Below are 26,949 nucleotides of genomic sequence, written 5' to 3'. Positions count from 1 at the left end.
TATGGACGAAAAACAGTTGCAGGCTCTGGCTAACGAACTGGCCAAAAATCTCAAAACCCCTGAAGATCTCAGTCACTTCGATCGGCTGCTGAAAAAAATCAGCGTCGAAGCAGCTCTCAATGCCGAAATGACCCATCACCTCGGCTACGATAAAAATCAGCCTAAACCGGGGACCAACGCCCGCAACGGCTATTCCACAAAAACCGTTACCACTGGCGATGGCCCGCTGGCGCTGCGTACTCCGCGCGATCGTGACGGTTCCTTTGAACCGCAACTGGTGAAGAAGAACCAGACCCGGATTACCGGGATGGATAACCAGATTTTATCGTTGTGCGCCAAAGGGATGACCACCCGCGAGATCGCCGCCGCATTCAAAGAGCTGTATGACGCCGATGTCTCGCCGGCGCTGGTCTCAAAGGTCACCGATGCGGTCATGGAGCAGGTTGTCGAATGGCAAAACCGGCCTCTGGATGCAGTCTATCCCATTGTTTATCTTGACTGTATCGTTCTAAAAGTCCGGCAGGACAGCCGCATCATCAACAAATCTGTGTTCCTGGCGCTGAGCATCAACATCGAAGGCCAGAAAGAGTTGCTAGGTATGTGGCTGGCCGAAAATGAAGGCGCAAAGTTCTGGCTGAACGTGCTGACAGAGCTGAAAAACCGCGGCCTGAACGATATCCTTATCGCCTGCGTAGACGGGCTGAAGGGTTTCCCTGACGCTATTAACGCGGTGTATCCGGAAGCGCGGCGCCAGCTGTGTATCGTGCATATGGGGCGCAACAGCCTGCGGTTCGTCTCCTGGAAGGACTACAAGGCCGTCACCCGCGACCTGAAAGCTTATCTATCAGGCCCCTACGGAAGAAGCCGGCTTGCAGGCGCTGGAAGCGTTCTCCAGTGCCTGGGACATCCGCTACCCGCAAATAAGTCGAAGCTGGCAGGCAAACTGGGCCAATCTGGCCACGTTCTTTGCCTACCCAACGGACATCCGCAAGGTGATCTACACGACCAACGCCATCGAGTCGTTAAACAGCGTGATCCGGCATGCCATCAAAAAGCGCAAGGTGTTCCCGACCGACGACGCAGTGAAAAAGGTGGTGTGGCTGGCGATACAGGCGGCCTCACAGAAATGGACAATGCCTTTGAGGGACTGGCGCATGGCAATGAGCCGCTTTATTATCGAGTTCGGTGACCGCCTGGACGGTCACTTCTGAGAAAAGGCATTTACACAGAATCGTGTACAGGGTCACGCCGAAAACTATTGGCGCGCCAACTCATCCAACTCTTGGTCGGAGAGGCCAGTGGATAGCTTAACAAATGAGCGATCGACACCGTTAGCGAGGAACTTTCGTGCAAGTTCGGTGGTCGTCTCTTGGCGACCTTCTTGGCGACCTTCTTGGCGACCTTTCTCTCTCAACTGTTCTGCAATCGTCATTGCGTCCTCCCGATAGCGTGGCGTTTTTTCTGCCAGCGCGCGAATGAATTTTTCCCCTTCAACGGTGTTTCCCGCCTCGGCCAGATAGTACAACAAGCTGCGAAACTGCTCTTTGGGGTAGGCCCACTGTTCGAGCAATCCGGCCAGTTCGTTAACCAATTCCAGCATATCACGGGTACGAATGTGCTTCTGCACCAATTCTAGTAGAGCTACCCGTCGATGAGACAGTATTTCATCATCCGGCATAGCGGTGATATCAACCAGCGGGAATGCTTGCCTGTAGACTGATTCTGCCAGTTCAGGGTCAGTAAAGCAATCCAGCCATTGGGTGCTGTAGGGATACGGCGATGTGGTGCCGTGGTAGAACAGGAGTGGAATCACGACCGGCAAAGAGTCATTGCCTTGCTCGAGATGGCGCTGCATCGCCGCTACCGCATACCTCAATAGCCTGAACGCCATCAGCTTTTCCGGTCGGCTCTGGTGCTCGATAAGACAGTAGACGTAGCCATCATGGCCCGCCGTGGTCTTCATCGAGTAGAGCATATTCGAGCATTGGCCCTTAAGGTCGTCCTCGATGAAGCTGCCCGATTCCATCGCCAGCGTGCCGAAATCGCAGCGCTCCCGCAGATGTGGCGGCAGATGGATTTCCAGAAAGTCCCTGGCTACAGCAATGTCTCCGAGGAACTTTTTGAACAGGGAGTCGTGTTGGGATAGTGAGGATTTTGTCATCGGCGAAGTATACCTTGCAGAGCTTATGGTACGCCATAGAAATCCCCGGCCCTTCAGCGAGCCGGGGCAGCCATCAGTGCCTCTGCGCGAACTGACCGAGTTCGGATTTGTGCCAGCGGGTCAGCGTATCGGTGAGCATGAAGGCGTTGCTCTGACTGGCTTCGGCCTCACCGTTGCTGCAATCCCTTACATGAAATAAAGACCACACTCATTATACCACCCATCACCCGCATTTCAGGGACATCCCCAACAGTCTCCAGCAACCCCCACTTAGCGCACGTGTTGGCGCTGTAAGCGATTTTCTTTGCTCTCCATTCAAAAACCCTTGGTTGGCAGATAAAACTCGCCTGATGGCGTACAGGCGCCATCAGGCATCCTGGCGTAAGCAATTGAGGCGATTGCCTCTGTCAGTTGGTATGTGCTTGGCTATATTTTGAACTACGAAAATTTTGTAGTTCAATTTTCAAGCAAGAATCAGCATCCACGATTGCCCGGTGGTGGAGTTTTGCAAAAATACGGTAAAAGCTGCCGATAAGTACTACTTTCGAAGGTGGCACAGGGGTGTGTGCAGCAAAAGCCGCAGCCGACAAGGTTTCCGGGGCAGTTGTCCAGCACATGAGCCAGCCAGAGAGGGAGCTTCTCCCTAGATATTCTATCTCAATCGTCGATGGGGAAGTGGTTTTAAGGCGGGTGCCAGTGGTTTAAAAACTGGGGTGAGTGGTTTAGAAAATCTCAATCATTTCATTATATTTCAATAAGATATGAGTTTCTAAACCACTCAAACCACCCCCTTTTGCTTATGCTTATATTACAAAAAAAGTTGCCGTCGCGTGTTTAGTGTTCGTTTATCTTTTACCACCCCACGGAGCCATCCCTCCGTTTCAAACGGGCTGATTAAAATGTCGCCACCAAGCCGCCATAGGGGGCTTGCGCACAGATAACTATATGAACGTAAGGGAATATTTTCGATTTGTGCAGCAGCATAGATGCACTATGCCCCGCTCGAATCCAGAAGAGCCTCCGGTATCGGAGCCTCGTCTACCAGCGCAACGATTATTGCAGCGACGATAGGGATTTGGAATCCGTATGGGGTTGTGTGCAGATAATAGATTGAAATAGCTAAGATATTTTCGATTTGTGCAGCACGACTAACCACGTCGATGACCTGTCCTAGTGCGGGGCAGATGCAAAAATTATTGCACCTGAAGACTTTGCCGCTTCCATAAAAAAATGGAGGCCAACAATTCACTGACTCCGTTTTAAACGTAGGCAGTTCGTGGGGTATGTGCAGATAACCTATTGAATATCAATGCCGATTGGTAATTTGTGCAGACCGGCGCGACATTTGTCGCACGGCTCAAACTTTGTGCGTCAATATCGTTGACTCGCAAAACGTCTCAACGAACCTAGTCAATATTATTGCCTTGGTTACCCGGTGCGACGGTTATCGCACCGCTCAAAATTTGAGCTCCCCGATATTGGGGAGTGCAAAATCATAGAGCGGTACAAAAATGTTGCACACATGCAGATTCCGACGTATCCGATCAGCTGTTCCGGCGACATCCGATCAGTTATTCTGATATTTTCCGATCACCCATTCCAGTGATATTCGTTCACGTGTTCGCTCATCTTCTGACTCGGGTTTAGTCTATTTTTCCTGTGCTGGCTACTCCTTGCTCTTTGCGTAGTGATTCGCCTTTAAGTTCCAGTCTATAGCTGGGGTGTACTAACCGATCGAGTAACGCGTCAGCTGTCGTGGGGTTTTCTATCAGTCCATACCATTTTTTCACCGGCAGTTGACTGATCAGGATGCTGCTGCTTTTGTCGTAGCGATCTTCCATCACCTCCAACAGCATCGTTGCCTGCATCGGACTTATTGATTCTAGGCCCACGTCGTCCAAGATCAGTAACTCTATTTTTTCTAACTGCTTAAGCTGTTTTAGATAGGTCCCGTCTACCTGACACTGGTGAAGATGGGCCAGCAACCGACCCACTCGCCAGTAACGCACGCTATATTGCTGCCGGCATGCCTGCTCACCAAGCGCACAACTGAGCCAGGTTTTGCCCGTACCTGTTGGCCCCGTGATGAGTATGCTTTTCTGATATTTCAGATATTGTCCCCCTAGCAGATCTCGCATCTGTTCCGGTGTCACTCCTCGGCTAGGGATATAGCGGATATCTTCCGGTTTTGCCTGCAAGCGCATTTGCGATTGCCGTCGCAGACGGCATATATGATTGTTTTTTCTATGCAAATTTTCCGCTTCTACCATCAGCGACAACCGCTCCTCGAACCCCAGCTCCCCATAACTCCCCGGGAGTTCGCGTTGCGTCTCCAACGCCTGGACCATTGCCGACAACTTCAGCTCTCGCAGAGCCATTAACAGTGTATCCATATTTATTCTCCTTAGTGATAACTGTCCGGACCTCGGAGGTTTTCGTGAACCAGCATTGATACGCCGGCTCCGTCCTGGGTGACCTCACTTTCACGACCGTGTTTCAATACGTTGGCTATGAAAGAGCGGTTAATGCACCCTTTCTCCAACGCCAGCGCGCAGGCCTTCTCCAGTCGCGTCGTCTCATAGCGCCGTTGCAGATTGAGTAGCTCCAGCACGGAGCGGTAAGCCTGCTCCGGATGGGCTTTGCTCTTTTGGATGGACTCGACCACTTTCAGTGTGCACACACCCACCGACAGCGCCCAACTGCACAGCCTTTCCGGCGTCCACTGACTCTGCCCCTTATGGTTAGCCGGCATGTGCGCCGCCTGAGTCGTGTGCCTATAGGCGTTATCGCTGCGAGGGTGCGTAGCCACGCAGACGCCCTTATGGTGGATTTGCACCAGCCGTTGGGTGGCGATGACGTCAACGCGCTCGCCAACCAACGGATGCGGCACCGAGTACCAGTTTTTGCCGTAGTCTATGTGGTAATCAGGTCCCACTCGGGCAACGAGATACTCACTGTATTCCCATTGTGTGGGCGGTAGAGGCCCAAGAGCCGGTTTGTCCAGCTGCTCGAAGCGTTCAAGGCGACTTTGTCCGCCGTAATGACGCATCGGGCGCAAATTCAACTCATGATTGAGTTCTCGTATCACCTGGTTGAGTTCGGCCAGCGAGTAGAACCTACGTTTACCAACCGGGCCAAAACCCAGCGTTCTACCAGCTGCACAGTTGATTCTGCCTTCGCCTTGTCTTTCGGTTTTCTCGGGCGCGCCGGTAGCACCACTGTCTCATAGTGATTTGCCAGCGCCTGTTAGCTCAGGTTTATGACCGGCTCATAGCGGTCAGGGGTGCTGACAGCGCTGCGCAGATTATCAGGTATCATCAGCTCCGGAACCCCACCCATGAAGTGCAGGCAGCGGCTATTGGCGTTGAGCCACGATGCCATGTCCTGGCCTTCGCAGGCTTCGATATACGCATAGCCTGACACGCCCATGGCAGCGACGAAGATAGCGACCTGGCGTACGCTACCGGTCGCAGGGTTGACGATAGGTACGGTGGGGCCACAGAAGTCGATGAAGAGCTTTTCGCCAGCCTTGTGCTCCATGCGCATGGAACGCCGCTGCTTCTTTTTCCAGTCACGGAACAGTGCACAAAACTGTGAGTAACCGAGGGCATCACCGCCCACGGCGGACTGATATTCCATCCAGAGTAGCTGCTTGGTCATGCCCTTGCGGCTTAACTCGGTATCGATATCAAGCCAGCTGGGTAAGGTATTGATAACTTTTCCGGATTTGCCGGGATAGAGCAGGCGGTCGAGGTCGACGGGGGACAGTTCCGCCGGCAATGGCCAGACCAGGTTAGCTACCGTGAATCGGCCGAGGATATCGTGCACGGTAGTACAGCCTATGCCGAGCGCTGCTGCGATAGTGCGATTCGAGCGACGCTGCTCGAATTTCATACGTAACACATTAATATAGATGCACATTGCCGTTCTCGCTTTCTTCTTTTTACGTGCCATGCCATGCCATGCCCCCGGAAGCTAAAAGTCTCCAGAGTATGGCGGAACAGAAGATGAGCGATTGGACAGAATCGGAATCGCTGATCGGGCGACCGGAATTAGTGATCGGGTGAAATCGGAATCAGTGATCGGATGTGACCGGAACCAGCAACATATCAAAATCAGGCAAATACACAAATTTCTAAACAGGCTCCTGGCGAATGAAAGAACCTTTCTCGCCTGGATCCGCACTGCCCTGGCGCTTCTTGCCGGCACGGTGGGACTGGAACAGTTTACCGCTCATTTCGATTCGTCCCGCACCAGCCATATTCTCTCATTTTCCCTTGCCATCGGTGCCGGTTTACTGGGTGGCCTGGCCTGGTATCGCTGGAAAGAAAATGAAAAAGCGATGCGCACGGACCGCGATATGCCCTATTCAAAGCTTCTTATTGCGCTCTCGTTATACCTGCTGTTTATTGTCTTGGTATTTATCTATTTGACCTTTATTGACTGAACGAGGCCAGCCGATGCGGGACCCTGGTTTACAACCCGAGAGAACCTCACTGGCGTGGGCCAGGACAAACTTTCTTCTTTTTGTGGTTGCCCTGCTTTTCATACGGGAAGCCGCTTTGTTGAATAAATCCGAAATTTGTGACGACTACCTCCCTATCAGGGCGATTGCTACATGATGCGGACGCTGTTTGGCATTCCTAACAGCGTGATCCGGTTAAGCGCTTTGACCATTGCCATAGCCTCACCTACCTGCGCGTCATAGTCATGCAGACTCAGATGACCACCCAGAAGTGTTTTAAACCGGAACATGGCCGTTTCAGCCAGTGAACGCCGGTGATAACCTACTTTCTTTTTCCAGGTATCGTTATTGCCGCTCAGATGCTGATTTGCCACCGCATGGTTACGCTCATGGTATCGAGCTGGCCAATATTGCGCACCACTTCGCGGTGGGATAAGCGGCTTTATTTTTTTCCTTAGCAGAGCATCATGACAGTAACGCGTATCGTAAGCACTGTCAGCCGACGCTTCCCTGATTTTCCGGTGGGTTTGGTTAATCAGCCCGGGCAGTGCCTGCGCATCTGTCGTACCGCTTAGCGATAAATCGGCACAGATAATTTCATGTGTCGCGCTATCTACTGCCAGATGAAGCTTGCGCCATACTCTACGCCTCTCAGCCCCATGCTGCCTGACTTTCCATTCGCCTTCGCCGAAGATTTTCAGGCCGGTGCCATCGATGACCAGGTGTGAGATTTCGCCGCGGGTTGGCGTTTTTATGCTGATGTCGACGGTTTTTGCTCGCCGGCTGACCAGAGAGTAATCTGGGCAGCGCAGCGACAGCCCCATCAGTTTAAAAATCGCGTCAACGAAACCCTGTAACGCCCGGAGCGAAAGGTTAAACACGCGCTTTATCATCAGAACCGTGGTAATGGCCATATCGGTGTAGTGAAGCGGCCGGCCACGATGTTCAGGTGGTGTACTCTCTGTCCATGCAGCAATGGCTGACTCATCAAGCCATACTGTCATGTCCCCCCGCTGCCTGAGCGCATTGTTGTATGCGGGCCAGTTGATGATTTTAAACTTTTGCTTTGCCATGGGGACCTGATGTTGAAACGAATGTAGTGATCAGAGCCGCCAGTCACCTAAAAGTTCGATTTATTCAACAAAGCCTCTTTTCGGCTGAACTCAGGGGGCAAACGTGCTGCAGCGCTGGCTAAGGTCGCACATAAATACGTTGACCGCTGGGTCAATCTGACCGGCACCCCCGCCCCTAACGGTTTAATCGACCTGTGGGGGCAAGCGTGGTTTGTTGACCAGGGCAAGGAGCTTGGACGCACGTTCGGTTCGTTTGAAAGCCGCTGGTTCAGGAAACTACTGTTCCCCGGTCAACACTTCTCAAAGCTGATACCACTGGAGTACGCGCAAGAGCAGATACACGAAGCGCTGGCCGAATTCACGCTATCACTCAACCCTGCCGACTGGTTCGACATCGACCAGCCTATCCACAACACCGTTAACGTCAACCTACCGCCAAAAGCCCGCAAGCAGTACGAGGAGATGGAGCAGGAGATGTTCCTCGAACTGGAAGATATCGGTATCGAAGCACCTAACGCCGCTGCCCGCACCATGAAGTGCCTACAGCTTGCTAGTGGCGCTGTGTATACCGATGACAGCGACGGGTGGCTGAACGTGCACGATGAAAAGCTCAAGGTGCTGGAGAGTATCATCAGCGAATCCGGCGGTACGCCCGTGCTGGTCGCCTATCACTGGAAGCACGACCTTGAACGTCTGCTTAAAGCCTTTCCCGATGGCCGTCATCTGGACGCTAATCCGCAGACCATCAGCGACTGGAACGCCGGACGGATACCGCTACTGTTCGCGCACCCTGCCAGCGCAGGACACGGGCTGAACCTGCAGGACGGCGGTAATGTCCTGGTGTTTTGCTCCCACTGGTGGGGCCTTGAGCAGTACCAGCAGATTATCGAGCGCATCGGCCCTACCCGGCAGGCACAGGCCGGGCACCCGCGCCCGGTATTTATCCACCATATTGTCGCCACCGATACCGTCGATGAACTGGTCATGGAGCGGCGCGACTCGAAGCGCAAGGTGCAGGACATTTTATTAGAGGCGATGAAGCGGAAAAAGAAGAGGGGTTTGAAGTAGCTCTATGAAAAATGAAAACGACATTATTACGGACGATGAACTTGAAAAAATCACAAGCTTTCAGGTTGCCAATAAACAAGTGGAAAAATTAACCGAGGCTGGCGTGTGGTTTGTAAAAAATCGCGATGGTAAGCCTCGCACCACATGGTACCACTTTAATCATCCGCTCAAGTTCAGGGCAACAAATTCAGTATCTGAGCCAGACTGGGGAGCAATGGGAAATGGGAAGGCCACGTAAAAATCCTGATGATGCGAAGTTACCGAAACGCGTATCCCGTGGGAGAAGCGCGTTTGAATACAAACATAAAAACGGCGAAACAAAACGCCTCTGCCCGCTAAACGCCAGCTACGCTGAGGTGTGGGTAGCTTACGAAGAATACATTAAGTCGATTGACAATAACACGCACGGCGATACCTTTGAAAAACTTATTAACCAATTCTTTGAATCAGCTGACTTTAACGCGTTGAGTAAACGCACACGTATTGACTATAAAGGATATTCAAAGTTTGTAATGAAACCTTTCGGCAAAATGTTACCAAACGACATTAAGCCTATTCATATCAGAAAGTACATGGATATTCGTGGTATGAAAAGTCAAGTTCAAGCAAATCGGGAAAAGCCGTTTTTGTCACGGGTTTTTAGATGGGGTTATGAGCGGGGGACTGGTAGCCACAAACCCATGCCAAGGAGTTCGTCAGTTTAGCGAAAAACTCCGTGAACGCTATATTACAGCGCGCTATATGAATCAGCTGATACATTAATTAAAGTGACTATGGAAATTTCATACTTGTGCTGCGCACGCCAAGGTGATGTTCTTGCACTTCAACGTGAACAAATTATGGATGAGGGAGTTTTTATCCGTCAAGGCGCTTTGTTGAATAAATCCGAAATTTGTGACGACTTCCTCCCTATCAGGGCGATTGTTACATGATGCGGACGCTGTTTGGCATTCCTAACAGTGTGATCCGGTTAAGTGCTTTAACCATTTCCATTGCCTCACCTACCTGCGCGCCATAGTCATGCAGACTCAGATGACCACCCAGAAGTGTTTTAAACCGGAACATGGCCGTTTCAGCCAGTGAACGCCGGTGATAACCTACTTTCTTTTTCCAGGTATCGTTATTGCCGCTCAGATGCTGATTTGCCACCGCATGGTTATGCTCATGGTATCGAGCTGGCCAATATTGCGCACCACTTCGCGGTGGGATAAGCGGCTTTATTTTTTTCCTCAGCAGAGCATCATGACAGTAACGCGTATCGTAAGCACTGTCAGCCGACGCTTCCCTGATTTTCCGGTGGGTTTGGTTAATCAGCCCGGGCAGCGCCTGCGCATCTGTCGTACCGCTTAGCGAAAATCGGCACAGATAATTTCATGTGTCACGCTATCTACTGCCAGATGAAGCTTGCGCCATATTCTGCGCCTCTCAGCCCCATGCTGCCTGACTTTCCATTCGCCTTCGCCGAAGACTTTCAGGCCGGTGCCATCGATGACCAGGTGTGAGATTTCGCCGCGGGTTGGCGTTTTTATGCTGATGTCGACGGTTTTTGCTCGCCGGCTGACCAGAGAGTAATCTGGGCAGCGCAGCGACAGCCCCATCAGTTTAAAAATCGAGTCAACGAAACCCTGTAACGCCTGGAGCGAAAGGTTAAACACGCGCTTTATCATCAGAACCGTGGTAATGGCCATATCGGTGTAGTGAAGCGGCCGGCCACGATGTTCAGGTGGTGTACTCTCAGTCCATGCAGCAATGACTGACTCATCAAGCCATATCTGTCAGGTCCTCCCGCTGCCTGAGCGCATTGTTATATGCGGGCCAGTTGGTGATTTTAAACTTTTGCTTTGCCATGGGGACCTGATGTTGAAACGAATGTAGTGATCAGAGCCGCCAGTCACCTAAAAGTTCGATTTATTCAACAAAGCCTATTTTAGGTCAACAACGTCGATATGAAGGTTTTTGAAGATGAGCCTCATTTCTGGGATATCATTAACTGAAATCACCATTCTTCCTGCTATTGAATGAGCAAGGCTATCAATGATGCTGTATTGCTCCAGGCCAAACGCTCCGCCATAGCCTTGAGTCTTCCAGTAAGGTGAATCAAGATAGAACAATGAGTGTGGCCTATCATATTTTTCAATACAAGCCTGCCACCCAAGATGCTCTATGGTTGCATGGGATAAACGCAGGTGAGCCTGTGATAGCTGTTCTTCGATTCTTAAGAGGTTCAATGACTGTGATCGCACAGCCGAAGTACCAAAGTTCTGCCCGCTCACTTTGCCACCAAATGTGAGCTGCTGAAGACAGTAAAAGCGGGCGGCTCGCTGTATATCGGTCAGCGTTTGCGGAGGTATTTCTTTCAGCCAATCAAACAGCTGCCTGCTGCTCAAGGCCCACTTGAACTGGTGGACGAATTCCTCCAAATGGTACTTGACTACCCGATAGAGGTTTATCAAATCTCCGTTGATATCGTTCAACACTTCGACTGTGGATGGATCCTTGCTGAAAAACAGCGCAGCTCCTCCACAGAATGGTTCAACGTAGAATTTGTGCGCAGGAAAGCACGGTAAAATATGTTTAGCCAGCCTCCGCTTTCCTCCCACCCATGGTATGATTGGTGTATTCATCAATATAGTTCCTACATATAAATATAAGTTTTACCGATCAATTATTGGTCATTGATCGTCAAAATAATTATCACTCATGCAGAAATATGCAGATACAAACAGAGCCGTAGAGTATAAATATCGCTATTAAGCCTGTTTAGAAATTTGTGTATTTGCCTGATTTTGATATGTTCAATCCAACATCAAAAACAGGTTAATTTATGGACGAAAAACAGTTGCAGGCTCTGGCTAACGAACTGGCCAAAAATCTCAAAACCCCTGAAGCTCTCAGTCACTTCGATCGGCTGCTGAAAAAAATCAGCGTCGAAGCAGCTCTCAATGTCGAAATGACCCATCACCTCGGCTACGATAAAAATCAGCCTAAACCGGGGACCAACGCCCGCAACGGCTATTCCACAAAAACCGTTACCACTGGCGATGGCCCGCTAGCGCTGCGTACTCCGCGCGATCGTGACGGTTCCTTTGAACCGCAACTGGCGAAGAAGAACCAGACCCGGATTACCGGGATGGATAACCAGATTTTATCGTTGTACGCCAAAGGGATGACCACCCGCGAGATCGCCGCCGCGTTCAAAAAGCTGTATGACGCCGATGCCTCGCCGGCGCTGGTCTCAAAGGTCACCGATGCGGTCATGGAGCAGGTTGTCGAATGGCAAAACCGGCCTCTGGATGCAGTCTATCCCATTGTTTATCTTGACTGTATCGTTCTAAAAGTCCGGCAGGACAGCCGCATCATCAACAAATCTGTGTTCCTGGCGCTGGGCATCAACATCGAAGGCCAGAAAGAGTTGCTAGGTATGTGGCTGGCCGAAAATGAAGGCGCAAAGTTCTGGCTGAACGTGCTGACAGAGCTGAAAAACCGCGGCCTGAACGATATCCTTATCGCCTGCGTAGACGGGCTGAAAGGTTTCCCTGACGCTATTAACGCGGTGTATCCGGAGGCGCGGCTCCAGCTGTGTATCGTGCATATGGTGCGCAACAGCCTGCGGTTCGTCTCCTGGAAGGACTACAAGGCCGTCACCCGCGACCTGAAAGCTATCTATCAGGTCCCTACGGAAGAAGCCGGCTTGCAGGCGCTGGAAGCGTTCTCCAGTGCCTGGGACATCCGCTACCCGCAAATAAGTCGAAGCTGGCAGGCAAACTGGGCCAATCTGGCCACGTTCTTTGCCTACCCAACGGATATCCGCAAGGTGATCTACACGACCAACGCCATCGAGTCGTTAAACAGCGTGATCCGGCATGCCATCAAAAAGCGCAAGGTGTTCCCGACCGACGACGCAGTGAAAAAGGTGGTGTGGCTGGCGATACAGGCGGCCTCACAGAAATGGACAATGCCTTTGAGGGACTGGCGCATGGCAATGAGCCGCTTTATTATCGAGTTCGGTGACCGCCTGGACGGTCACTTCTGAGAAAAGGCATTTACACAGAATCGTGTACAGGGTCCTTCTTTGATGAGCAGAATCGCACACTGATACAGCTTCCAGAGACTCTCAAAGAGCATATAATTACTGAGTATGTCACTGGAGATAAGCAGAAATCCATCGCTGACAACAACGTGTGTGCTCCTGCTGAGGAAGAAAGACACAACAGACCTAATTTAACACACAATCACAAGCAGGCCATTTAAACAAGCGGAAATTATTTGTTTATTTTTTGTTAAAATAGCAAGTGTAAAACTGTTTAAACGGCCTTCAAACTTACTCAAACTACGACCAATCCAGTCCAGAATATAGTGCAAAAAAATCATTTTTTGCTCATTTTTTTGCGACGAGTCCAGAATCCTTAAAATCGCTGTAAGCCTCGCCAGTAAAGGGCTTCCGGCTTAATCCATCGTTCCCCTTGAGAGTCCAGAAATGATTGCCACCCCACAGGCAGATCCTCTCCATTCCCACGCACCTGTAGCCGCAACGCAGGCGCACCACGGCGGTCACCGTGGGCACGGACATGACCACCCGTCCCCTGATGCGCAAACGGGCGCGCATAAACGCCTGCTGGCGGCTTTTGTCGTCACGGTGCTGTTCATGCTTGTCGAGGCGGTCGGCGGCTGGCTATCGGGATCGCTGGCGTTTCTGGCGGACGCCGGGCATATGCTGACCGATACCGCCGCGCTGCTGATGGCGTTACTGGCGGTACGTTTTGCCGCCCGCCGACCCAATATCCGCCACACCTTCGATTATCTGCGTTTGACCACGCTGGCGGCGTTTCTCAATGCGCTGGCGCTGCTGTTTATCACGGTGATGATCGTCTGGGAAGCCGCGCATCGCTTTCTCGCCCCCCAACCCATAGCCGGCTGGACCATGATGTCCATCGCCGTCGCCGGGCTGGTGGCGAACATAGTCTCGTTCTGGCTGCTGCACGGCGGCGCTGCATGTTTTGGGGGATTTGCTCGGCTCGGTCGGCGCCATTATCGCCGCGCTGGTGATCCTCTATACCGGTTGGCTACCCATCGACCCGCTGCTGTCGATTCTGGTTTCTTGTCTGGTGCTGCGCAGCGGCTGGTGGTTGCTGCGTGAAAGTCTGCACGAGCTGTTGGAAGGTACTCCACAGCAGTTTGATATTGAGAAACTCAAGCGCGAAATGACGCGCAATATCCCCGAAGGGCGCAATATTCATCATGTCCATCTCTGGCAGGTCGGCGAGCGGCCGTTAATGACGCTGCATGTGCAGGTCATTCCACCCCGCGACCACGACGGGCTCTTGCACCGCATTCAGGATTATCTGCTGGAGCACTATCACATCGGGCACGCGACCATCCAAATGGAGTATCAGCGCTGCGAAGAGGATCATTGCGTGATCCATCAGAGTGCGGTGAACCTGCACGCCCATCACCATCATTAACCTCGCTGGATCCTCGGCCGGGCCATAACCCGGCCAGAGGGCTGACGTTGCCGCTGACTCTTTCCCTTTTTGTAGGCAACCGCTAATCGCACGCCGAAGGGGGTGGCCCGTAGCCAAAACCAAGGGTTGTTCGCCGATAGCCGGTAATCCAAAGCCGAAGATTGTCTGCTGATTCTCGATAGCCGATAGCCAAAAACAAAGGGTGTTGGCCGATTGCCGATTGCCGATTGCCGATTGCCGATTGCCGATTGCCGATTGCCGATTGCCGATTGCCGAACAAGGTTAAACCGAACGTGGCGGCGGAATCAAACGACAATAAAGTGGCTCGCCAGGGAGCCGTTTGCCAGGCGGTGGATCATCAGCGCGGGGGGATCGGCCACGGGGGTATTGTCGCCGACCCCAACCACAACGGGTTGGCGGGGCAAATCGAGCCAGAGAGGTAGGCGGGTATGCCCGCCAGCGTGCCTGCCGCGGGGCGATGCGCATGGCCTGTCGCCAGCGCAAGCGGTCGACGCGGATGATCGCGCAGTAGCGTGCCCAACGCCGCCGATCCTCCGCACATGATGCGATCCATGGGCGCGATACCGCACTCGAACACGTGATGATGTAAAAACAGCATTGACGCCGCGGGCCCTTTTGCCGACAACGCATCGCGCAGCCACGGCAGATGTTCCGCCACCTGACCCGCCGCGGTTCCCTCCACGGTAGTATCCAGGCCGATAAGTCGCAATTCTCTGAAATCCACCGCAAAATGTAGCGGCCCCTTTCCCCCGTCGATCCAGTAGCACGCGTTCAAGACGGTGCGCATAGCGGCCCTGTCATCGCGCCCGCTACGGCCACGTGCCGCCGGTTTGCGGCCTGCTAAGCCGAGCTCGCCCGCTCAGGCGCAACCAGCGCACCACTCTGCGTGGCTGTCAGCTCAGGCATCAATTTACGAGGCAGCCTGTATAGCTCAGCCAGGGCCCCCGTCTGCACGGCGGCCCGCCCAGGCGCGACCCCGCGCTATAATCTTAGGGGCGCTTAAGGTCGGCCGCGAAAGCCAGCATCCTATTCAACGGTACCAGCGCCCGCTGACGTACGGCTTCCTCGACCCGTATCTCATGCTCCACGCCGCCCCGTTCAAGCCCCGCCGCGATAGCCTTGAGCCCGTTCATCGCCATCCACGGGCAATGCGCGCAGCTACGGCAGGTGGCACCCTCCCCGGCGGTCGGGGCCGCCAATAAGGTCTTCTCCGGGCACGCCTGCTGCATTTTGAAAAAAATGCCGCGATCGGTGGCCACAATCATCTGCTGCTGCGGCAATGTCTTGGCCGCCTGAATCAGCTGGCTGGTGGAACCGACCGCATCGGCCAAATCGACCACCGCCTGCGGTGATTCGGGATGGACCAGCACGGCCGCGTCGGGATAAAGTCTTTTCATACGGCGTAGCGCCTGGGTCTTAAACTCATCATGCACAATACAGGCGCTTTGCCAGCACAGCATATCCGCGCCGGTCTGTTTTTGCACATAGCGGCCAAGATGGCGGTCCGGCGCCCAGATAATCTTCTCTCCCAGGCTGTCGAGATGATCGATAAGCTCAACCGCGATACTGGACGTCACTACCCAGTCGGCGCGCGCTTTGACCGCAGCGGAGGTGTTGGCGTACACCACCACCGTTCGATCCGGGTGAGCGTCGCAAAACGCGCTGAACGCCGCCTCCGGGCAGCCGAGATCGAGCGAGCATTCCGCGTGCAGCGTCGGCATCAGCACGGTTTTTTCCGGGCTTAAGATCTTGGCGGTTTCACCCATGAAGCGCACGCCGGCCACCAGTAGCGTGGTGGCCGGGTGGCTGCTGCCAAAACGCGCCATCTCCAGCGAATCCGCCACGCAGCCGCCGGTTGCTTCCGCCAGCGCCTGAATTTCCGGATCGGTATAGTAGTGGGCCACGATAACCGCGTTGCGCGCCTTTAGCAGACGTGCAATGCGCTCCCGCAAGCCGGCCTTTTCCTCCTCGTTCAACGCCGCCGGTTTGGGCGGGAAAGGATAAAGGGTGGCAAAGTCGTCGATTAGTTCACTCATCGCTGCTCTCTGGCGCTACGCAGTCGCCGCACCGGGCCCTTTAAGAGACAAGTGACCGGCTGGCGAAGATCTGGGTTTTGTATGCTAAACAAAATACGAGATTTATGGCCGGTTGTCGCGCCTATTTTGTGCGTTATGGCGAAAAATTGTTTAGTGGGTAACACAGACACGTCTTCAAATCGTGCGTCATTTACTCATTCGCGCGGACAGCGGCGGCTAACACAGAGAGTGAGAGTTAAGGTAATCAAAAGAATGGTGGGTCGTGCAGGATTCGAACCTGCGACCAATTGATTAAAAGTCAACTGCTCTACCAACTGAGCTAACGACCCCGATACCCGATGACAACCGCGGCCAGAGGAAATCAGCTTTCCCCGGGCAACGGCGGCATATATTACTTATTATAAATTTTGACGCAACCATTAATTAGTTCAAGCGCGGCCAACTGCCTGATCTTCGAGCATTCTGACCCGTTTTACGCCGCCCTGCCCCGTTTAGACCCGTCATGGTTACAGACCCGCCAGCCGTTTTTGCGCCTGTTTGGCCGCCTCGGCACTGGGATACAGTTTTCCGACCTGCTGATAAACCGCCCGGGCTTTATCTTTCTGGCCTTTCTCCTGCATGATGACGCCCACCTTCAACAATGCGTCGGGTGCTTTGGGGGATTTGGGGTAGGTCTTAGCCACCAGGGCGAAATAATAGAGCGCGTCGTCTTTTTTACCCTGATTATAATTGAGCTGCCCAAGCCAGTAATTGGCGTTGGGTTGATAGGTGGAATAAGGGTAACGTTTAACAAAGTTGCGGAACGCGCTTATGGCCTGGTCGTACTGTTTTTTCTCCAGCACCAGCGCCACCGCCTCATTGTAGTCGGTGTTGGCGTCGCCGCTGCCGGCGGTGGCCGTGCTGGCTGCCGGCGTCGCGCCTTGGCTGCCGCCGTCGGTGGACGTGGACGCCTGGGGCTGACCGTCTTGGGAAGCGGCCGGCGCTTGGCTAGAGAGGCTGTCCATCTGCTGGTAGATCTGTTTTTGCCGCTCGACGACCTGCGACAGCTGGTATTGGTTTTCCTGAATCTGGCCGCGCAGCGAGTCGATGTCGCGCTGATTATCGGCGAGCTGCTGCTGAAGTTGGGTTAGCAGTTGACTGTGCGCATTGGAAATACGCTCAAGTTGAGTGACCCGGTCATCTACCGAGCCGGAGCCGACATTACTGATTGGCGCTTGAGCGGTAGCGGCCCAGGGGACCGCTACGCCAACCAATAACGACAGACTCAACAGATAAGGTCTGAAGTTATTGCTCATGCAAGACTCTTAGTAAACCAGGACGGCCCGACGGTTTTTGGCGTAAGCCGCTTCGTCGTGACCCAGTACGGCCGGTTTCTCTTTACCGTAAGATACGATAGCGATCTGATCGGCGGAAACGCCTTTACCCTGAAGATACATCTTCACGGCATTGGCGCGGCGTTCGCCCAGGGCGATATTGTATTCCGGCGTACCGCGTTCATCCGCGTGGCCTTCAACGGTCACTTTGTAGGACGGGTTGCTGCGCAAGAAATTGGCGTGAGCGTCAAGCATCTGAGCGAATTCAGAGCGGATATCGTATTTATCCAAATCGAAGTAAACGATATTGTTGCGCTGAAGCTCTTGCATCTGCAGACGAGCCTGCTCGTCGGACGACGCGTTGTTGCCGTTCATGTCCATGCCAGTGCCAGCACCGGCGCCCATGGCAGATTCGTCGCCATTGTTGGCGCTTTTGTGAGAACTACATGCGGCAATCGCCAAGACTGGCACCGCCAACATCAGCCCTTTCAGCACTTTGTTCAGTTGCATCTCATATTCCTTTTATAGTTTGCCATACACATTTACACATGCATCACAGATACGGCGACCAGGCAGGAAATTTGACCTGTCCATCGGTTGCCGGAAGACGCGCTTTGAAACGCCCATCAGTCGAGACCAGCTGTAACACGGAACCCAGCCCTTGCGAAGCGCTGTAGATAACCATTGTGCCATTGGGAGCGACGCTAGGCGTCTCATCCAGAAACGTGTCCGTCAATACTTGTACGGCTCCCGTTGCCAGATCCAGTTTAGCGATATGCTGCGCGCCATTGTTGCTGCTGACCATAACCAGGAACTTGCCGTCCGAGCTCACATCGGCATCCTGATTCTGGGAGCCTTCCCAGGACAGGCGCTGCGGCGTACCGCCATTAATATTGATTTTATACACCTGCGGACGGCCGCCCTGGTCGGAGGTATACGCCAGCGTCTGGCTGTCCGGGAACCAGGTCGGCTCCGTATTATTACTGCGACCGTCGGTCACCTGACGAATCTGACCCGATCCTAAATCCATCACATACAAATTCAGGCTGCCGGTCTTCGACAGCGCAAAAGCCAGCTTGCTGCCGTCCGGCGAGAAAGCCGGCGCGCCGTTATGCTGCGAAAAACTCGCCACCTGACGAACAGCGCCGCTATCCAGTGTCTGGATAACCAACGCCGAGCGCCCGCTTTCAAAGGTGACATAGGCCAGCTTGCTGCCGTCTGGGGACCAGGCCGGCGACATCAGCGGCTGCGGCGAACGGTGCACCGGCGTCTGGTTATAACCGTCGTAATCCGCTACCCGCAATTCGTAGGGGAACTGGCCGCCGTTGGTTTGCACCACGTAGGCGATGCGCGTGCGGAACGCGCCCTTGATACCGGTCAACTTTTCAAAAGTTTCATCGCTAACGGTGTGCGCTGACCAACGCAGCCATTTGCGCGGCGCTTTAAATTGGTTTTGCGCTAAAATCGCGCCGGGATTACCCGAGGTATCCACCAATTGATAAGACACCATATAGCTGCCGTCCGCGCTCGGCTGCACCTGCCCCACCACCACGGCGTCGATACCCAACGCCGTCCAGGCGGCCGGGGTAACTTCCGCCGCGGTGGCAGGCTGCTGCGACAGGCGGGAGGTGTCTAGCGGGTTGAATTTACCGCTGTTGCGCAGGTCGGCGGCGACAATGCCACCGATATCTTCGGGCGCCGCGCCGGGCCCCGCCCACTTAAACGGCACCACGCCGATGGGCCGGGCGGAATCCACCCCTTGGGTGATCAAAATACGCACTTCCGCATGCAACACGGAAGCCCATAAAACCAACAAACCTAACGCTACTCGAAATGCCTGCTTCATTTCATCTCCCAAACCGACGCCAGGGCGGCGGTCGCAATTGCAGAATTGTAAACTTGTCGGGTTAAACAACACTACATCTTCCCATTAGACAACATAGTATAAATCTTAAACCTAAACAGGACTATTTATTAACCCTCGCGCTCCGCCACAAGGTTATTAGTCAGGCTTAAACGTAATCACCCCTTCTTTAGCCGCTTCATAGACCTGTTTGCTGGGCGGCCGGGGAATATTGGCTAATTTCGCCGCGGAGATCGCCGCTTGGCATAGCGCCGGGTCGCCGCCGAGGGCATTCACCGAGATCAAAAAGCCGTCCGGCGCCAGTTTAAAGCGGATATCGCAGGTTTTGCCGCTATAGTTGTTATAGTCATACAGTTTATTCTGGATAGCCGCCTGTATTTGAGCTTTATAGGCATCCACTTCCGCCCCGCTAGCGCCACTTAGTTTAGCCTTACCGGCCCCCGCCGGCGCGCCACCGGCTTTGGGCGCGTTTTTGGCTTCGGTCAGGCCGCCCAGCAATGCATCCACATCGCTGGACTGCTTGGCGGCCTGTGCGGCGGCGGCTTTATCTTTCGCCGCCTGATCGGCTTTGGCGTCGGCAGCGGCGGCCTTTTTCGCCTCCGCCTGCTTCTTGGCTTCAGCCGCGGCCTGCTTGGCTTGCGCCTCCGCCTGCTGTTTCGCCGCGGCCGCTTCCTGCGCGGCCAGACGCTGTTTTTCCAGCGCTTTTAAGCGCTGCTGCTCCGCCGCCTGCTTTTGCTGAAGCTCTTCTGCCTGCTGCTGAGCCTGCTTGTCGCGCTGCTGCTGTGCCCACTGCGCATCGGTTTGCTGCTGCTGACGGTTATATTGCTGCACCACGGCGCCGGGATCGACCATCACGGCGTCAATAGACGACCCGCCGCCGCCCGCGCTGGATTCTTGCGGCTGATGGATCGAGCTCCAGATCAATACGGCGATCAGGACGCAATGCAGCGCAATCGACAGAATAATGGCACGTTTGAGCTTGTCGTTCTGTTCGGTAGCCTTCAACACAATCTATTCCCAAAAAGGGGTTGGCCGGTAATAACTCGCGTCACCAGCCGACCGTCAGATAGGTTGCGTCATCAGACCGACCGACTTCACGCCGGCCTGATGCAGTAAGTTCAGCGCCTTGATGATCTCATCATAAGGCACGTCCTTGGCGCCGCCTATCAGAAACACCGTCTTGGGATTGGCGGTGATACGGGCGCGCGCCTCGGAAACTACCTGTTCGGAGGGCAGTTGCTCCTGGCGCTGGTGATCGACCACCAGACTGTATTGGCCGATACCCACCACCTCGGCGATCACCGGCGGATTATCATCGTTGCCGACGGTTTTGGAGTCGGTCGCATCGGGCAAATCCACCTCAACGCTCTGGGTTATAATCGGCGCCGTCGCCATAAAAATTAACACCAACACCAGCAGCACATCGAGCAAGGGGACGATGTTAATCTCGGACTTGATTTTTCTACGCGAGCGTCTTCTGGCCATCCTCTACCCTCCTGCTTACTTAGCGCTATCGCTGGCGAAAGCCTGCCGATGCAGGATGGCGATGAACTCTTCGGTAAAGTTGTCGTAGTTCTGCTCAAGCTTGTTGACGCGCAGGCTCAGGCGGTTGAACGCCATGACCGCGGGAATGGCGGCGAAAAGACCGATGGCGGTGGCGATGAGCGCTTCGGCTATCCCCGGTGCGACCATCTGTAGCGTGGCCTGTTTGACCGCGCCAAGCCCGATGAAAGCATGCATGATGCCCCATACCGTGCCGAACAGACCGATATACGGACTGATGGAGCCGACGGTGCCGAGAAACGGAATATGGGTTTCCAGCGCTTCCAGCTCACGGTTCATCGAAATACGCATGGCGCGCGAGGCGCCCTCCACCACCGCCTCGGGGGCGTGGCTGTTGGCGCGATGCAGGCGCGCGAACTCTTTGAAGCCGGCATAGAAAATCTGCTCGGAGCCGCTCAGGCTGTCGCGCCGCGTCAGGCTTTCCTGATACAGGCGGGACAATTCGATACCGGACCAGAATTTATCCTCAAAGGCTTCCGCTTCACGTGCGGCGGAGGTCAGAATACGGGAACGCTGAATAATGATCGCCCAGGAAGCGATGGAAAAGCATATCAAAATCAGCATGATCAGTTTTACCAAAAAGCCCGCTTTCAGGAACAGATCAAAGATGTTCATGTCAGTCACTGCTTGAACTCCGCGACAAAAGACGTAGGAAGCGCAATCGGCTTCAATTGCTGTAGATCGACACATGCGATCACGACATCCGCCTGGCTGAGCAACCGCCCGTAGGCATTCAGGATGCGTTGTGCAAAGGTCAGAGAGGCGCGCTTGAGGGAGACGATTTCGCTTTCTACTTGCAGTAAATTGTCCAGGCGCGCAGGGGCAAAATACTCCACCGCCATGCGCCGCACCACGAACGCCACGTTCGCGCGCATGAGCGCGTGCTGATGGAAATTGTGCTCGCGTAGCATTTCGGTGCGCGCGCGTTCATAGGAAGGCGACGTAACGTGCATGGTAGACCACGCCGCCAGCGTCGGTATCCTCATAATAGACGCGAACCGGCCATTGGAAATACGAAATACTCACTCCACCGTCCAACAACGCAAAAACAACGGTGCTTACTATACGCAAGACAGATCACATTGGGAATAGGTAAGCCGGGGGGAAAGAAAATATTTTAGGTCCCTTACATTGCGGGCTTAAAGGACCGTAAAGTTATTATGAGAAACTGTAAATCAAGGCGCCGATCATGATCAACATCGCCGGCAGCGGCAGAAAAACCAGACGCCGGCGCGGTCGAAAGCCGGTACCATGCACGACACCGGCGCAAACCGCCCAAACGATGACCATTCCCTGCCACCAGGACAGCGGACTGGTCTGAGCGGCGAAACGCGAAGGCGTCCAGAAAACACAGCCCGCAAAGGTGAGCGCCATGACCAGGGAAAGCGCCCGCAGAGGGCGCTTATCCGTCAGATCATACAGGGCCGCAAGGGTCTGCCCTGTCATTTCAGGGCATCTTTGCCGCGGGTATCTTCCAGATGCTCAAGCGCCAGCGCGGTAATGATGCCGAAGGCGCAGGCCAACAGCGTTCCTAAAATCCAGGCGAAATACCACATGGTTAAGCTCCTTAACTCAATACAGCGAATGCGTGTTTTGTTCAATATGTTCTTTAGTGATGCGACCGAACATCTTGTAGTAGCACCAGATGGTATAGAGCAGCACAATCGGCACGAAAATGATCGCCACCACCGTCATGACTTTCAACGTCCCCAGACTCGACGTCGCGTCCCACAGGGTCAGGCTGGCGTTGGGCATCGTGCTCGACGGCATGATGAACGGAAACAGCGTGATCCCCGCGGTCAGGATGATGCAGGCCACGGTCAACGAAGAGAAGATAAACGCCCAGGCGCTGCGCCCCGCGCGGCTAAAGACGATAGTCAGTAGCGGCAGCAGCACGCCCAGCGCCGGCACGATCCATAATCCCGGATAGGCGTGGTAATTCGCCATCCATGCGCCGGCCTGGTGCGCCACTTCTTTATGCAGCGGGTTGGACTGCGCGGCCCTGTCGATAACCGAGGTCACGGTATAACCGTCGATGCCGTTGACGACCCAAATACCGGCCAACAGGAACGTCAGCAGGGTGACCAGCGCGGTAAGCTGGGTGATGCCGCGCATCCGCACCTGCAAATCGCCGCCAGTGCGCATTTGCAGATAGGTGCCGCCCTGGGTCAGGAACATCGCCAGGCTGACGATGCCCGCCAGCAGGCCGAACGGGTTAAGCAGCTGGAAGAAGTTACCGGTGTAATACAAACGTAAATACTCGTCGACATGGAACGGCACACCCTGGAGCAGATTGCCAAACGCCACCCCAATCACCACCGGCGAAATGAAGCTGCCGATGAAGATGCCCCAGTCCCACATATTGCGCCAGCGGGCGTCATCGATTTTCGAGCGGTAGTCGAAACCGACCGGGCGGAAGAACAGCGAGGCCAGCACCAGGATCATGGCGATGTAAAAGCCGGAGAACGCCGCGGCATAGACCATCGGCCAGGCGGCGAACAGGGCGCCGCCGGCGGTGATGAGCCACACCTGGTTACCGTCCCAGTGCGGGGCGATGGTATTGATCATGACCCGACGCTCAACGTCGTTGCGGCCAAACAGGCGCATTAACATGCCGACACCCATATCAAAACCGTCGGTGACGGCGAAGCCGATGAGCAGTACGCCAATCAGCACCCACCAGACAACACGTAATACTTCGTAATCAAACATAGTCATTCGCTCCTGTATTACCGTGCGCTCACCGAGGAAACGGACGATTGTTCAAAATGGTAGTTGCCGGTTTTCAAGCTGCTCGGCCCCAGACGCGCGAATTTGAACATCAGATACATTTCGGCCACCAAAAACAGCGTGTACAGTCCGCAAATCAGCCCCATTGAGAACAGGATGTCGCCGGCGGTCAGCGTCGAGTTGGCGACCGCGGTCGGCAGGATTTCACCGATAGCCCAGGGCTGACGGCCATATTCGGCGATAAACCAGCCGGACTCGATGGCGATCCACGGCAACGGGATGCCATAAAGCATGGCGCGGTGCAGCCAGCGGGGTTGACCGATGCGGTTGCGCAGCACGGTCCAGAAACAGGCGGCGATCAGCAGCAGCAGCAGCACGCCGCAGCCCACCATGATACGGAAAGAAAAATACAGCGGCGCAACGCGCGGGATGGAATCGCTGGTAGCCTGGCGAATCTGCTGCTCGCTGGCCTGGGTGATGTCATCGGTGTAGCGTTTAAGCAACAGCCCGTAACCCAGATCCTGTTTAGCGCTGTTGAACGCTGCACGCACCGCGGGATCGGTGCTGCCTTCGCGCAGCTGTTGCAGCAGGCTGTAGGCCTTCATGCCGTTGCGGATGCGCACCTCATGCTGCGTCATCAGATCTTTCAGGCCAGTGACCTGGCGATCGGTGGAACGGGTGGCGATAATGCCCAGCGCGTAAGGGATCCGTACCGCGAAATGGTTGGTCTGGTCTTCCTGATTCGGCAGGCCGAACAGGGTGAAGGAGGCCGGCGCCGGCTCGGTATTCCATTCCGCCTCGATAGCGGCCAACTTGGTTTTTTGCACGTCGCCCATTTCATAGCCGGACTCATCCCCCAGCACGATGACCGACAGCACCGCCGCCATGCCGAAAGAGGCGGCGATGGCGAACGAGCGTTTGGCGAAGGCGATATCGCGCCCCTTCAGCAGATAGTAAGAGCTGATGCCAAGGACGAACATTGCGCCGGTGCAGTAACCCGCGGCCACGGTATGCAAGAATTTCACCTGCGCCACCGGATTGAGCACCAGGTCGGCGAAGCTGACCATCTCCATACGCATGGTTTCGTAGTTGAAATCCGCCGCGATGGGATTTTGCATCCAGCCGTTGGCGACCAGGATCCACAGCGCGGACAGGTTGGAGCCGAGCGCCACCAGCCAGATCACGGCCATATGTTGCACTTTACCGAGGCGATCCCAACCGAAAAAGAACAACCCGACGAAGGTGGATTCCAGGAAGAAGGCCATCAACCCTTCAATGGCCAGCGGTGCGCCGAAGATGTCGCCGACATAATGGGAGAAGTATGACCAGTTGGTACCGAACTGGAACTCCATGGTAAGACCGGTAGCGACGCCGAGGGCGAAGTTGATAGCGAACAACTTGCCCCAGAACTTGGTCATATCTTTATAGATCTGTTTGCCGGAGAGCACATACACCGTTTCCATGATGGCCAGCAAAAACGCCATACCGAGCGTTAGCGGCACAAACAGGAAATGGTACATCGCCGTTAAAGCAAACTGTAATCGTGATAGTTCGACGACATCAAACATGATGACTCCTTGCTCCTCGCAGGGAAGGATCCCACATGCGTCGCTGCGGCCGTACCCATGAGCAGGACAGCCGGAAAGGCGCGGTGAATAATAAAGGCTTTATAGTTATCATTAACCGCCTGCTGCCTCGGACTCTTGAGGGGAAGAAGGTCAGCGGCGCCACAGACGGATTAAAGAAATACCAACATAACCGGTTGGGAATGCCCGTATAGTACCCCTCAATGTCCTCAGGATAAATATATTTTTAGTGATGGAGGTATTAAAACCGCATAATGATCAAACCCGGCGCGATACGGCGTCCCGATGAGCCTGTTTAGAAATTTGTGTATTTGCCTGATTTTGATATGTTCAATTCAACATCAAAAACAGGTTAATTTATGGACGAAAAACAGTTGCAGGCTCTGACTAACGAACTGGCCAAAAATCTCAAAACCCCTGAAGATCTCAGTCACTTCGATCGGCTGCTGAAAAAAATCAGAGTCGAAGCAGCTCTCAATGCCGAAATGACCCATCACCTCAGCTACGATAAAAATCAGCCTAAACCGGGGACCAACGCCCGCAACGGCTATTCCACAAAAACCGTTACCACTGGCGATGGCCCGCTGGCGCTGCGTACTCCGCGCGATCGTGACGGTTCCTTTGAACCGCAACTGGTGAAGAAGAACCAGACCCGGATTACCGGGATGGATAACCAGATTTTATCGTTGTACGCCAAAGGGATGACCACCCGCGAGATCGCCGCCGCGTTCAAAGAGCTGTATGACGCCGATGTCTCGCCGGCGCTGGTCTCAAAGGTCACCGATGCGGTCATGGAGCAGGTTGTAGAATGGCAAAACCGGCCTCTGGATGCAGTCTATCCCATTGTTTATCTTGACTGTATCGTTCTAAAAGTCCGGCAGGACAGCCGCATCATCAACAAATCTGTGTTCCTGGCGCTGGGCATCAACATCGAAGGCCAGAAAGAGTTGCTAGGTATGTGGCTGGCCGAAAACGAAGGCGCAAAGTTCTGGCTGAACGTGCTGACAGAGCTGAAAAACCGCGGCCTGAACGATATCCTTATCGCCTGCGTAGACGGGCTGAAAGGTTTCCCTGACGCTATTAACGCGGTGTATCCGGAGGCGCGGCTCCAGCTGTGTATCGTGCATATGGTGCGCAACAGCCTGCGGTTCGTCTCCTGGAAGGACTACAAGGCCGTCACCCGCGACCTGAAAGCTATTCTATCAGGCCCCTACGGAAGAAGCCGGCTAGCAGGCGCTGGAAGCGTTCTCCAGTGCCTGGGACATCCGCTACCCGCAAATAAGTCGAAGCTGGCAGGCAAACTGGGCCAATCTGGCCACGTTCTTTGCCTACCCAACGGACATCCGCAAGGTGATCTACACGACCAACGCCATCGAGTCGTTAAACAGCGTGATCCGGCATGCCATCAAAAAGCGCAAGGTGTTCCCGACCGACGACGCAGTGAAAAAGATGGTGTGGCTGGCGATACAGGCGGCCTCACAGAAATGGACAATGCCTTTGAGGGACTGACGCATGGCAATGAGCCGATTTATTATCGTGTTCGGTGACCGCCTGGACGGTCACTTCTGAGAAAAGGCATTTACACAGAATCCGGTACGGGCTCGCCC

General features: G+C 54.3%; 21 protein-coding genes, 1 tRNA gene and 7 pseudogenes. 9 read left to right on the top strand and 20 right to left on the bottom strand.

Translation table 11 applies throughout. From position 1 onward, the window contains the following. The first annotated feature begins 1 nt into the window (after window position 1). Window positions 2–1,211: pseudogene (locus SOPEG_RS03815) on the top strand (IS256-like element ISSoEn2 family transposase). A 44-nt stretch (window positions 1,212–1,255) separates the two neighbouring features. Here SOPEG_RS03815 and SOPEG_RS03810 read toward each other — a convergent pair. The 3 genes and pseudogenes from SOPEG_RS03810 to istA all read right to left on the bottom strand — a co-directional run bounded on the left by SOPEG_RS03810 (window position 1,256) and on the right by istA (window position 6,115). Further along, on the bottom strand, window positions 1,256–2,161 hold the full coding sequence (locus tag SOPEG_RS03810; RefSeq protein WP_025244355.1) for an Rpn family recombination-promoting nuclease/putative transposase: 906 nt from the start codon (window positions 2,159–2,161) through the stop codon (window positions 1,256–1,258). 1,643 nt (window positions 2,162–3,804) lie between these two features. Beyond that, window positions 3,805–4,554: an IS21-like element ISSoEn3 family helper ATPase IstB gene (gene istB / locus SOPEG_RS03800; RefSeq protein WP_025244354.1), complete on the bottom strand. Its 750-nt coding sequence runs from the start codon at window positions 4,552–4,554 to the stop codon at window positions 3,805–3,807. Between the two features lie 11 nt (window positions 4,555–4,565). Then, window positions 4,566–6,115 (bottom strand): annotated as a pseudogene (istA, locus tag SOPEG_RS23980) (IS21 family transposase). A gap of 61 nt (window positions 6,116–6,176) precedes the next feature. Here istA and SOPEG_RS03785 point away from each other — a divergent pair. Together SOPEG_RS03785 and SOPEG_RS30365 are read left to right on the top strand one after the other, a co-directional pair. Beyond that, window positions 6,177–6,608, top strand: a complete 432-nt coding sequence (locus SOPEG_RS03785; protein WP_025244352.1) for a YidH family protein — start codon at window positions 6,177–6,179, stop codon at window positions 6,606–6,608. Window positions 6,609–6,621: 13 nt separating this feature from the next. Next, complete coding sequence (locus tag SOPEG_RS30365; RefSeq protein ID WP_081742918.1) at window positions 6,622–6,783, top strand: DUF202 domain-containing protein; 162 nt, start codon at window positions 6,622–6,624, stop codon at window positions 6,781–6,783. On the opposite strand, the gene SOPEG_RS03780 is transcribed toward SOPEG_RS30365, so the two are convergent. After that, window positions 6,776–7,699 carry an IS5-like element ISSoEn1 family transposase gene (locus tag SOPEG_RS03780; protein ID WP_025243939.1) on the bottom strand — a complete coding sequence of 308 codons (924 nt, stop codon included), beginning with the start codon at window positions 7,697–7,699 and terminating at the stop codon, window positions 6,776–6,778. The two genes, SOPEG_RS30365 and SOPEG_RS03780, sit on opposite strands and share 8 nt — an antisense overlap. A 75-nt stretch (window positions 7,700–7,774) precedes the next feature. Between SOPEG_RS03780 and SOPEG_RS03775 the strand changes: the two are divergent. The 3 genes and pseudogenes from SOPEG_RS03775 to SOPEG_RS03765 all read left to right on the top strand — a co-directional run. Beyond that, window positions 7,775–8,767: pseudogene (locus SOPEG_RS03775) on the top strand (ATP-dependent helicase); the annotation flags it as partial. Window positions 8,768–8,771: 4 nt separating this feature from the next. Further along, window positions 8,772–9,005: a DUF4224 domain-containing protein gene (locus SOPEG_RS03770; protein WP_025244350.1), complete on the top strand. Its 234-nt coding sequence runs from the start codon at window positions 8,772–8,774 to the stop codon at window positions 9,003–9,005. Next, a complete protein-coding gene (locus SOPEG_RS03765; RefSeq protein WP_051419434.1) occupies window positions 8,989–9,471 on the top strand; it encodes a hypothetical protein in 483 nt (160 codons plus the stop codon). Before SOPEG_RS03770 ends, SOPEG_RS03765 begins: the two co-directional genes overlap by 17 nt. 220 nt (window positions 9,472–9,691) lie before the next feature. Here SOPEG_RS03765 and SOPEG_RS03760 read toward each other — a convergent pair. Further along, window positions 9,692–10,615: pseudogene (locus SOPEG_RS03760) on the bottom strand (IS5 family transposase). A gap of 74 nt (window positions 10,616–10,689) precedes the next feature. Beyond that, window positions 10,690–11,391, bottom strand: a complete 702-nt coding sequence (locus tag SOPEG_RS03745) for a DNA adenine methylase (RefSeq protein ID WP_051419429.1) — start codon at window positions 11,389–11,391, stop codon at window positions 10,690–10,692. Between the two features lie 200 nt (window positions 11,392–11,591). Here SOPEG_RS03745 and SOPEG_RS03740 point away from each other — a divergent pair, with 200 nt between their 5' ends. Both SOPEG_RS03740 and zitB read left to right on the top strand, forming a co-directional pair. Beyond that, complete coding sequence (locus SOPEG_RS03740; protein ID WP_025244348.1) at window positions 11,592–12,800, top strand: IS256 family transposase; 1,209 nt, start codon at window positions 11,592–11,594, stop codon at window positions 12,798–12,800. 612 nt (window positions 12,801–13,412) lie between these two features. Further along, window positions 13,413–14,229 (top strand): annotated as a pseudogene (zitB, locus tag SOPEG_RS03735) (CDF family zinc transporter ZitB). 358 nt (window positions 14,230–14,587) lie between these two features. Here zitB and SOPEG_RS29120 read toward each other — a convergent pair. From SOPEG_RS29120 to cydA, 14 genes and pseudogenes are all read right to left on the bottom strand, one after another. Beyond that, a complete protein-coding gene (locus tag SOPEG_RS29120) occupies window positions 14,588–15,037 on the bottom strand; it encodes a metallophosphoesterase family protein (RefSeq protein WP_051419427.1) in 450 nt (149 codons plus the stop codon). A gap of 202 nt (window positions 15,038–15,239) precedes the next feature. Next, window positions 15,240–16,286 (bottom strand): quinolinate synthase NadA, encoded by a 1,047-nt coding sequence (gene nadA / locus SOPEG_RS03725; protein WP_025244347.1) that lies wholly within the window; start codon window positions 16,284–16,286, stop codon window positions 15,240–15,242. Between the two features lie 253 nt (window positions 16,287–16,539). Further along, window positions 16,540–16,615, bottom strand: a tRNA-Lys gene (locus tag SOPEG_RS03720). Between the two features lie 177 nt (window positions 16,616–16,792). Beyond that, window positions 16,793–17,581: a cell division protein CpoB gene (gene cpoB / locus SOPEG_RS03715; RefSeq protein ID WP_025244346.1), complete on the bottom strand. Its 789-nt coding sequence runs from the start codon at window positions 17,579–17,581 to the stop codon at window positions 16,793–16,795. Window positions 17,582–17,590: 9 nt separating this feature from the next. Further along, window positions 17,591–18,109 carry a peptidoglycan-associated lipoprotein Pal gene (gene pal, locus SOPEG_RS03710; RefSeq protein WP_025244345.1) on the bottom strand — a complete coding sequence of 173 codons (519 nt, stop codon included), beginning with the start codon at window positions 18,107–18,109 and terminating at the stop codon, window positions 17,591–17,593. Between the two features lie 43 nt (window positions 18,110–18,152). Then, window positions 18,153–19,445, bottom strand: a complete 1,293-nt coding sequence (gene tolB, locus SOPEG_RS03705; RefSeq protein ID WP_025244344.1) for a Tol-Pal system beta propeller repeat protein TolB — start codon at window positions 19,443–19,445, stop codon at window positions 18,153–18,155. Between the two features lie 156 nt (window positions 19,446–19,601). Then, complete coding sequence (tolA, locus tag SOPEG_RS03700; RefSeq protein ID WP_025244343.1) at window positions 19,602–20,471, bottom strand: cell envelope integrity protein TolA; 870 nt, start codon at window positions 20,469–20,471, stop codon at window positions 19,602–19,604. Between the two features lie 54 nt (window positions 20,472–20,525). After that, a complete protein-coding gene (gene tolR, locus SOPEG_RS03695) occupies window positions 20,526–20,948 on the bottom strand; it encodes a colicin uptake protein TolR (protein WP_025244342.1) in 423 nt (140 codons plus the stop codon). Window positions 20,949–20,963: 15 nt separating this feature from the next. Next, on the bottom strand, window positions 20,964–21,650 hold the full coding sequence (tolQ, locus tag SOPEG_RS03690; protein WP_025244341.1) for a Tol-Pal system protein TolQ: 687 nt from the start codon (window positions 21,648–21,650) through the stop codon (window positions 20,964–20,966). Next, window positions 21,647–22,052, bottom strand: a pseudogene (ybgC, locus tag SOPEG_RS03685) (tol-pal system-associated acyl-CoA thioesterase). Before ybgC ends, tolQ begins: the two are co-directional and overlap by 4 nt. A 132-nt stretch (window positions 22,053–22,184) precedes the next feature. Continuing rightward, window positions 22,185–22,472 carry a cyd operon protein YbgE gene (gene ybgE / locus SOPEG_RS03680; protein WP_025244340.1) on the bottom strand — a complete coding sequence of 96 codons (288 nt, stop codon included), beginning with the start codon at window positions 22,470–22,472 and terminating at the stop codon, window positions 22,185–22,187. Continuing rightward, window positions 22,469–22,582, bottom strand: coding sequence for a cytochrome bd-I oxidase subunit CydX (gene cydX, locus SOPEG_RS23970; RefSeq protein WP_071882029.1), 114 nt, complete (start codon window positions 22,580–22,582; stop codon window positions 22,469–22,471). Before cydX ends, ybgE begins: the two co-directional genes overlap by 4 nt. 16 nt (window positions 22,583–22,598) lie before the next feature. After that, the gene (cydB, locus tag SOPEG_RS03675; protein ID WP_025244339.1) at window positions 22,599–23,738 is read right to left on the bottom strand and encodes a cytochrome d ubiquinol oxidase subunit II; all 1,140 of its coding nucleotides are present in this window, start codon (window positions 23,736–23,738) and stop codon (window positions 22,599–22,601) included. 17 nt (window positions 23,739–23,755) lie between these two features. Further along, window positions 23,756–25,324: a cytochrome ubiquinol oxidase subunit I gene (cydA, locus tag SOPEG_RS03670; RefSeq protein WP_025244338.1), complete on the bottom strand. Its 1,569-nt coding sequence runs from the start codon at window positions 25,322–25,324 to the stop codon at window positions 23,756–23,758. A 377-nt stretch (window positions 25,325–25,701) separates the two neighbouring features. On the opposite strand from cydA, the pseudogene SOPEG_RS25925 reads away from it, so the two are divergent. Continuing rightward, window positions 25,702–26,851 (top strand): annotated as a pseudogene (locus SOPEG_RS25925) (IS256 family transposase). Window positions 26,852–26,949 lie beyond the last annotated feature (98 nt).

The sequence above is a fragment of the Candidatus Sodalis pierantonius str. SOPE genome (assembly GCF_000517405.1).
GTDB lineage: Bacteria > Pseudomonadota > Gammaproteobacteria > Enterobacterales > Enterobacteriaceae > Sodalis_C > Sodalis_C pierantonii.
This window is presented reverse-complemented; position numbering and strand designations above follow the sequence as displayed.

Bases quoted from the DNA above. Each gene is read 5' to 3' on its own strand.
- SOPEG_RS30365 (WP_081742918.1), top strand. From the start codon at position 6,622: ATGCGGGACCCTGGTTTACAACCCGAGAGAACCTCACTGGCGTGGGCC.
- cydB (WP_025244339.1), bottom strand. From the start codon at position 23,738: ATGTTTGATTACGAAGTATTACGTGTTGTCTGGTGGGTGCTGATTGGC.
- SOPEG_RS03745 (WP_051419429.1), bottom strand. From the start codon at position 11,391: ATGAATACACCAATCATACCATGGGTGGGAGGAAAGCGGAGGCTGGCT.
- SOPEG_RS03770 (WP_025244350.1), top strand. From the start codon at position 8,772: ATGAAAAATGAAAACGACATTATTACGGACGATGAACTTGAAAAAATC.
- cydX (WP_071882029.1), bottom strand. From the start codon at position 22,582: ATGTGGTATTTCGCCTGGATTTTAGGAACGCTGTTGGCCTGCGCCTTC.
- istB (WP_025244354.1), bottom strand. From the start codon at position 4,554: ATGGATACACTGTTAATGGCTCTGCGAGAGCTGAAGTTGTCGGCAATG.
- tolR (WP_025244342.1), bottom strand. From the start codon at position 20,948: ATGGCCAGAAGACGCTCGCGTAGAAAAATCAAGTCCGAGATTAACATC.
- SOPEG_RS03765 (WP_051419434.1), top strand. From the start codon at position 8,989: ATGGGAAGGCCACGTAAAAATCCTGATGATGCGAAGTTACCGAAACGC.
- ybgE (WP_025244340.1), bottom strand. From the start codon at position 22,472: ATGACAGGGCAGACCCTTGCGGCCCTGTATGATCTGACGGATAAGCGC.
- cpoB (WP_025244346.1), bottom strand. From the start codon at position 17,581: ATGAGCAATAACTTCAGACCTTATCTGTTGAGTCTGTCGTTATTGGTT.
- SOPEG_RS03780 (WP_025243939.1), bottom strand. From the start codon at position 7,699: ATGGCAAAGCAAAAGTTTAAAATCATCAACTGGCCCGCATACAACAAT.
- SOPEG_RS03740 (WP_025244348.1), top strand. From the start codon at position 11,592: ATGGACGAAAAACAGTTGCAGGCTCTGGCTAACGAACTGGCCAAAAAT.
- pal (WP_025244345.1), bottom strand. From the start codon at position 18,109: ATGCAACTGAACAAAGTGCTGAAAGGGCTGATGTTGGCGGTGCCAGTC.
- SOPEG_RS29120 (WP_051419427.1), bottom strand. From the start codon at position 15,037: ATGCGCACCGTCTTGAACGCGTGCTACTGGATCGACGGGGGAAAGGGG.
- tolB (WP_025244344.1), bottom strand. From the start codon at position 19,445: ATGAAGCAGGCATTTCGAGTAGCGTTAGGTTTGTTGGTTTTATGGGCT.
- SOPEG_RS03810 (WP_025244355.1), bottom strand. From the start codon at position 2,161: ATGACAAAATCCTCACTATCCCAACACGACTCCCTGTTCAAAAAGTTC.
- cydA (WP_025244338.1), bottom strand. From the start codon at position 25,324: ATGTTTGATGTCGTCGAACTATCACGATTACAGTTTGCTTTAACGGCG.
- nadA (WP_025244347.1), bottom strand. From the start codon at position 16,286: ATGAGTGAACTAATCGACGACTTTGCCACCCTTTATCCTTTCCCGCCC.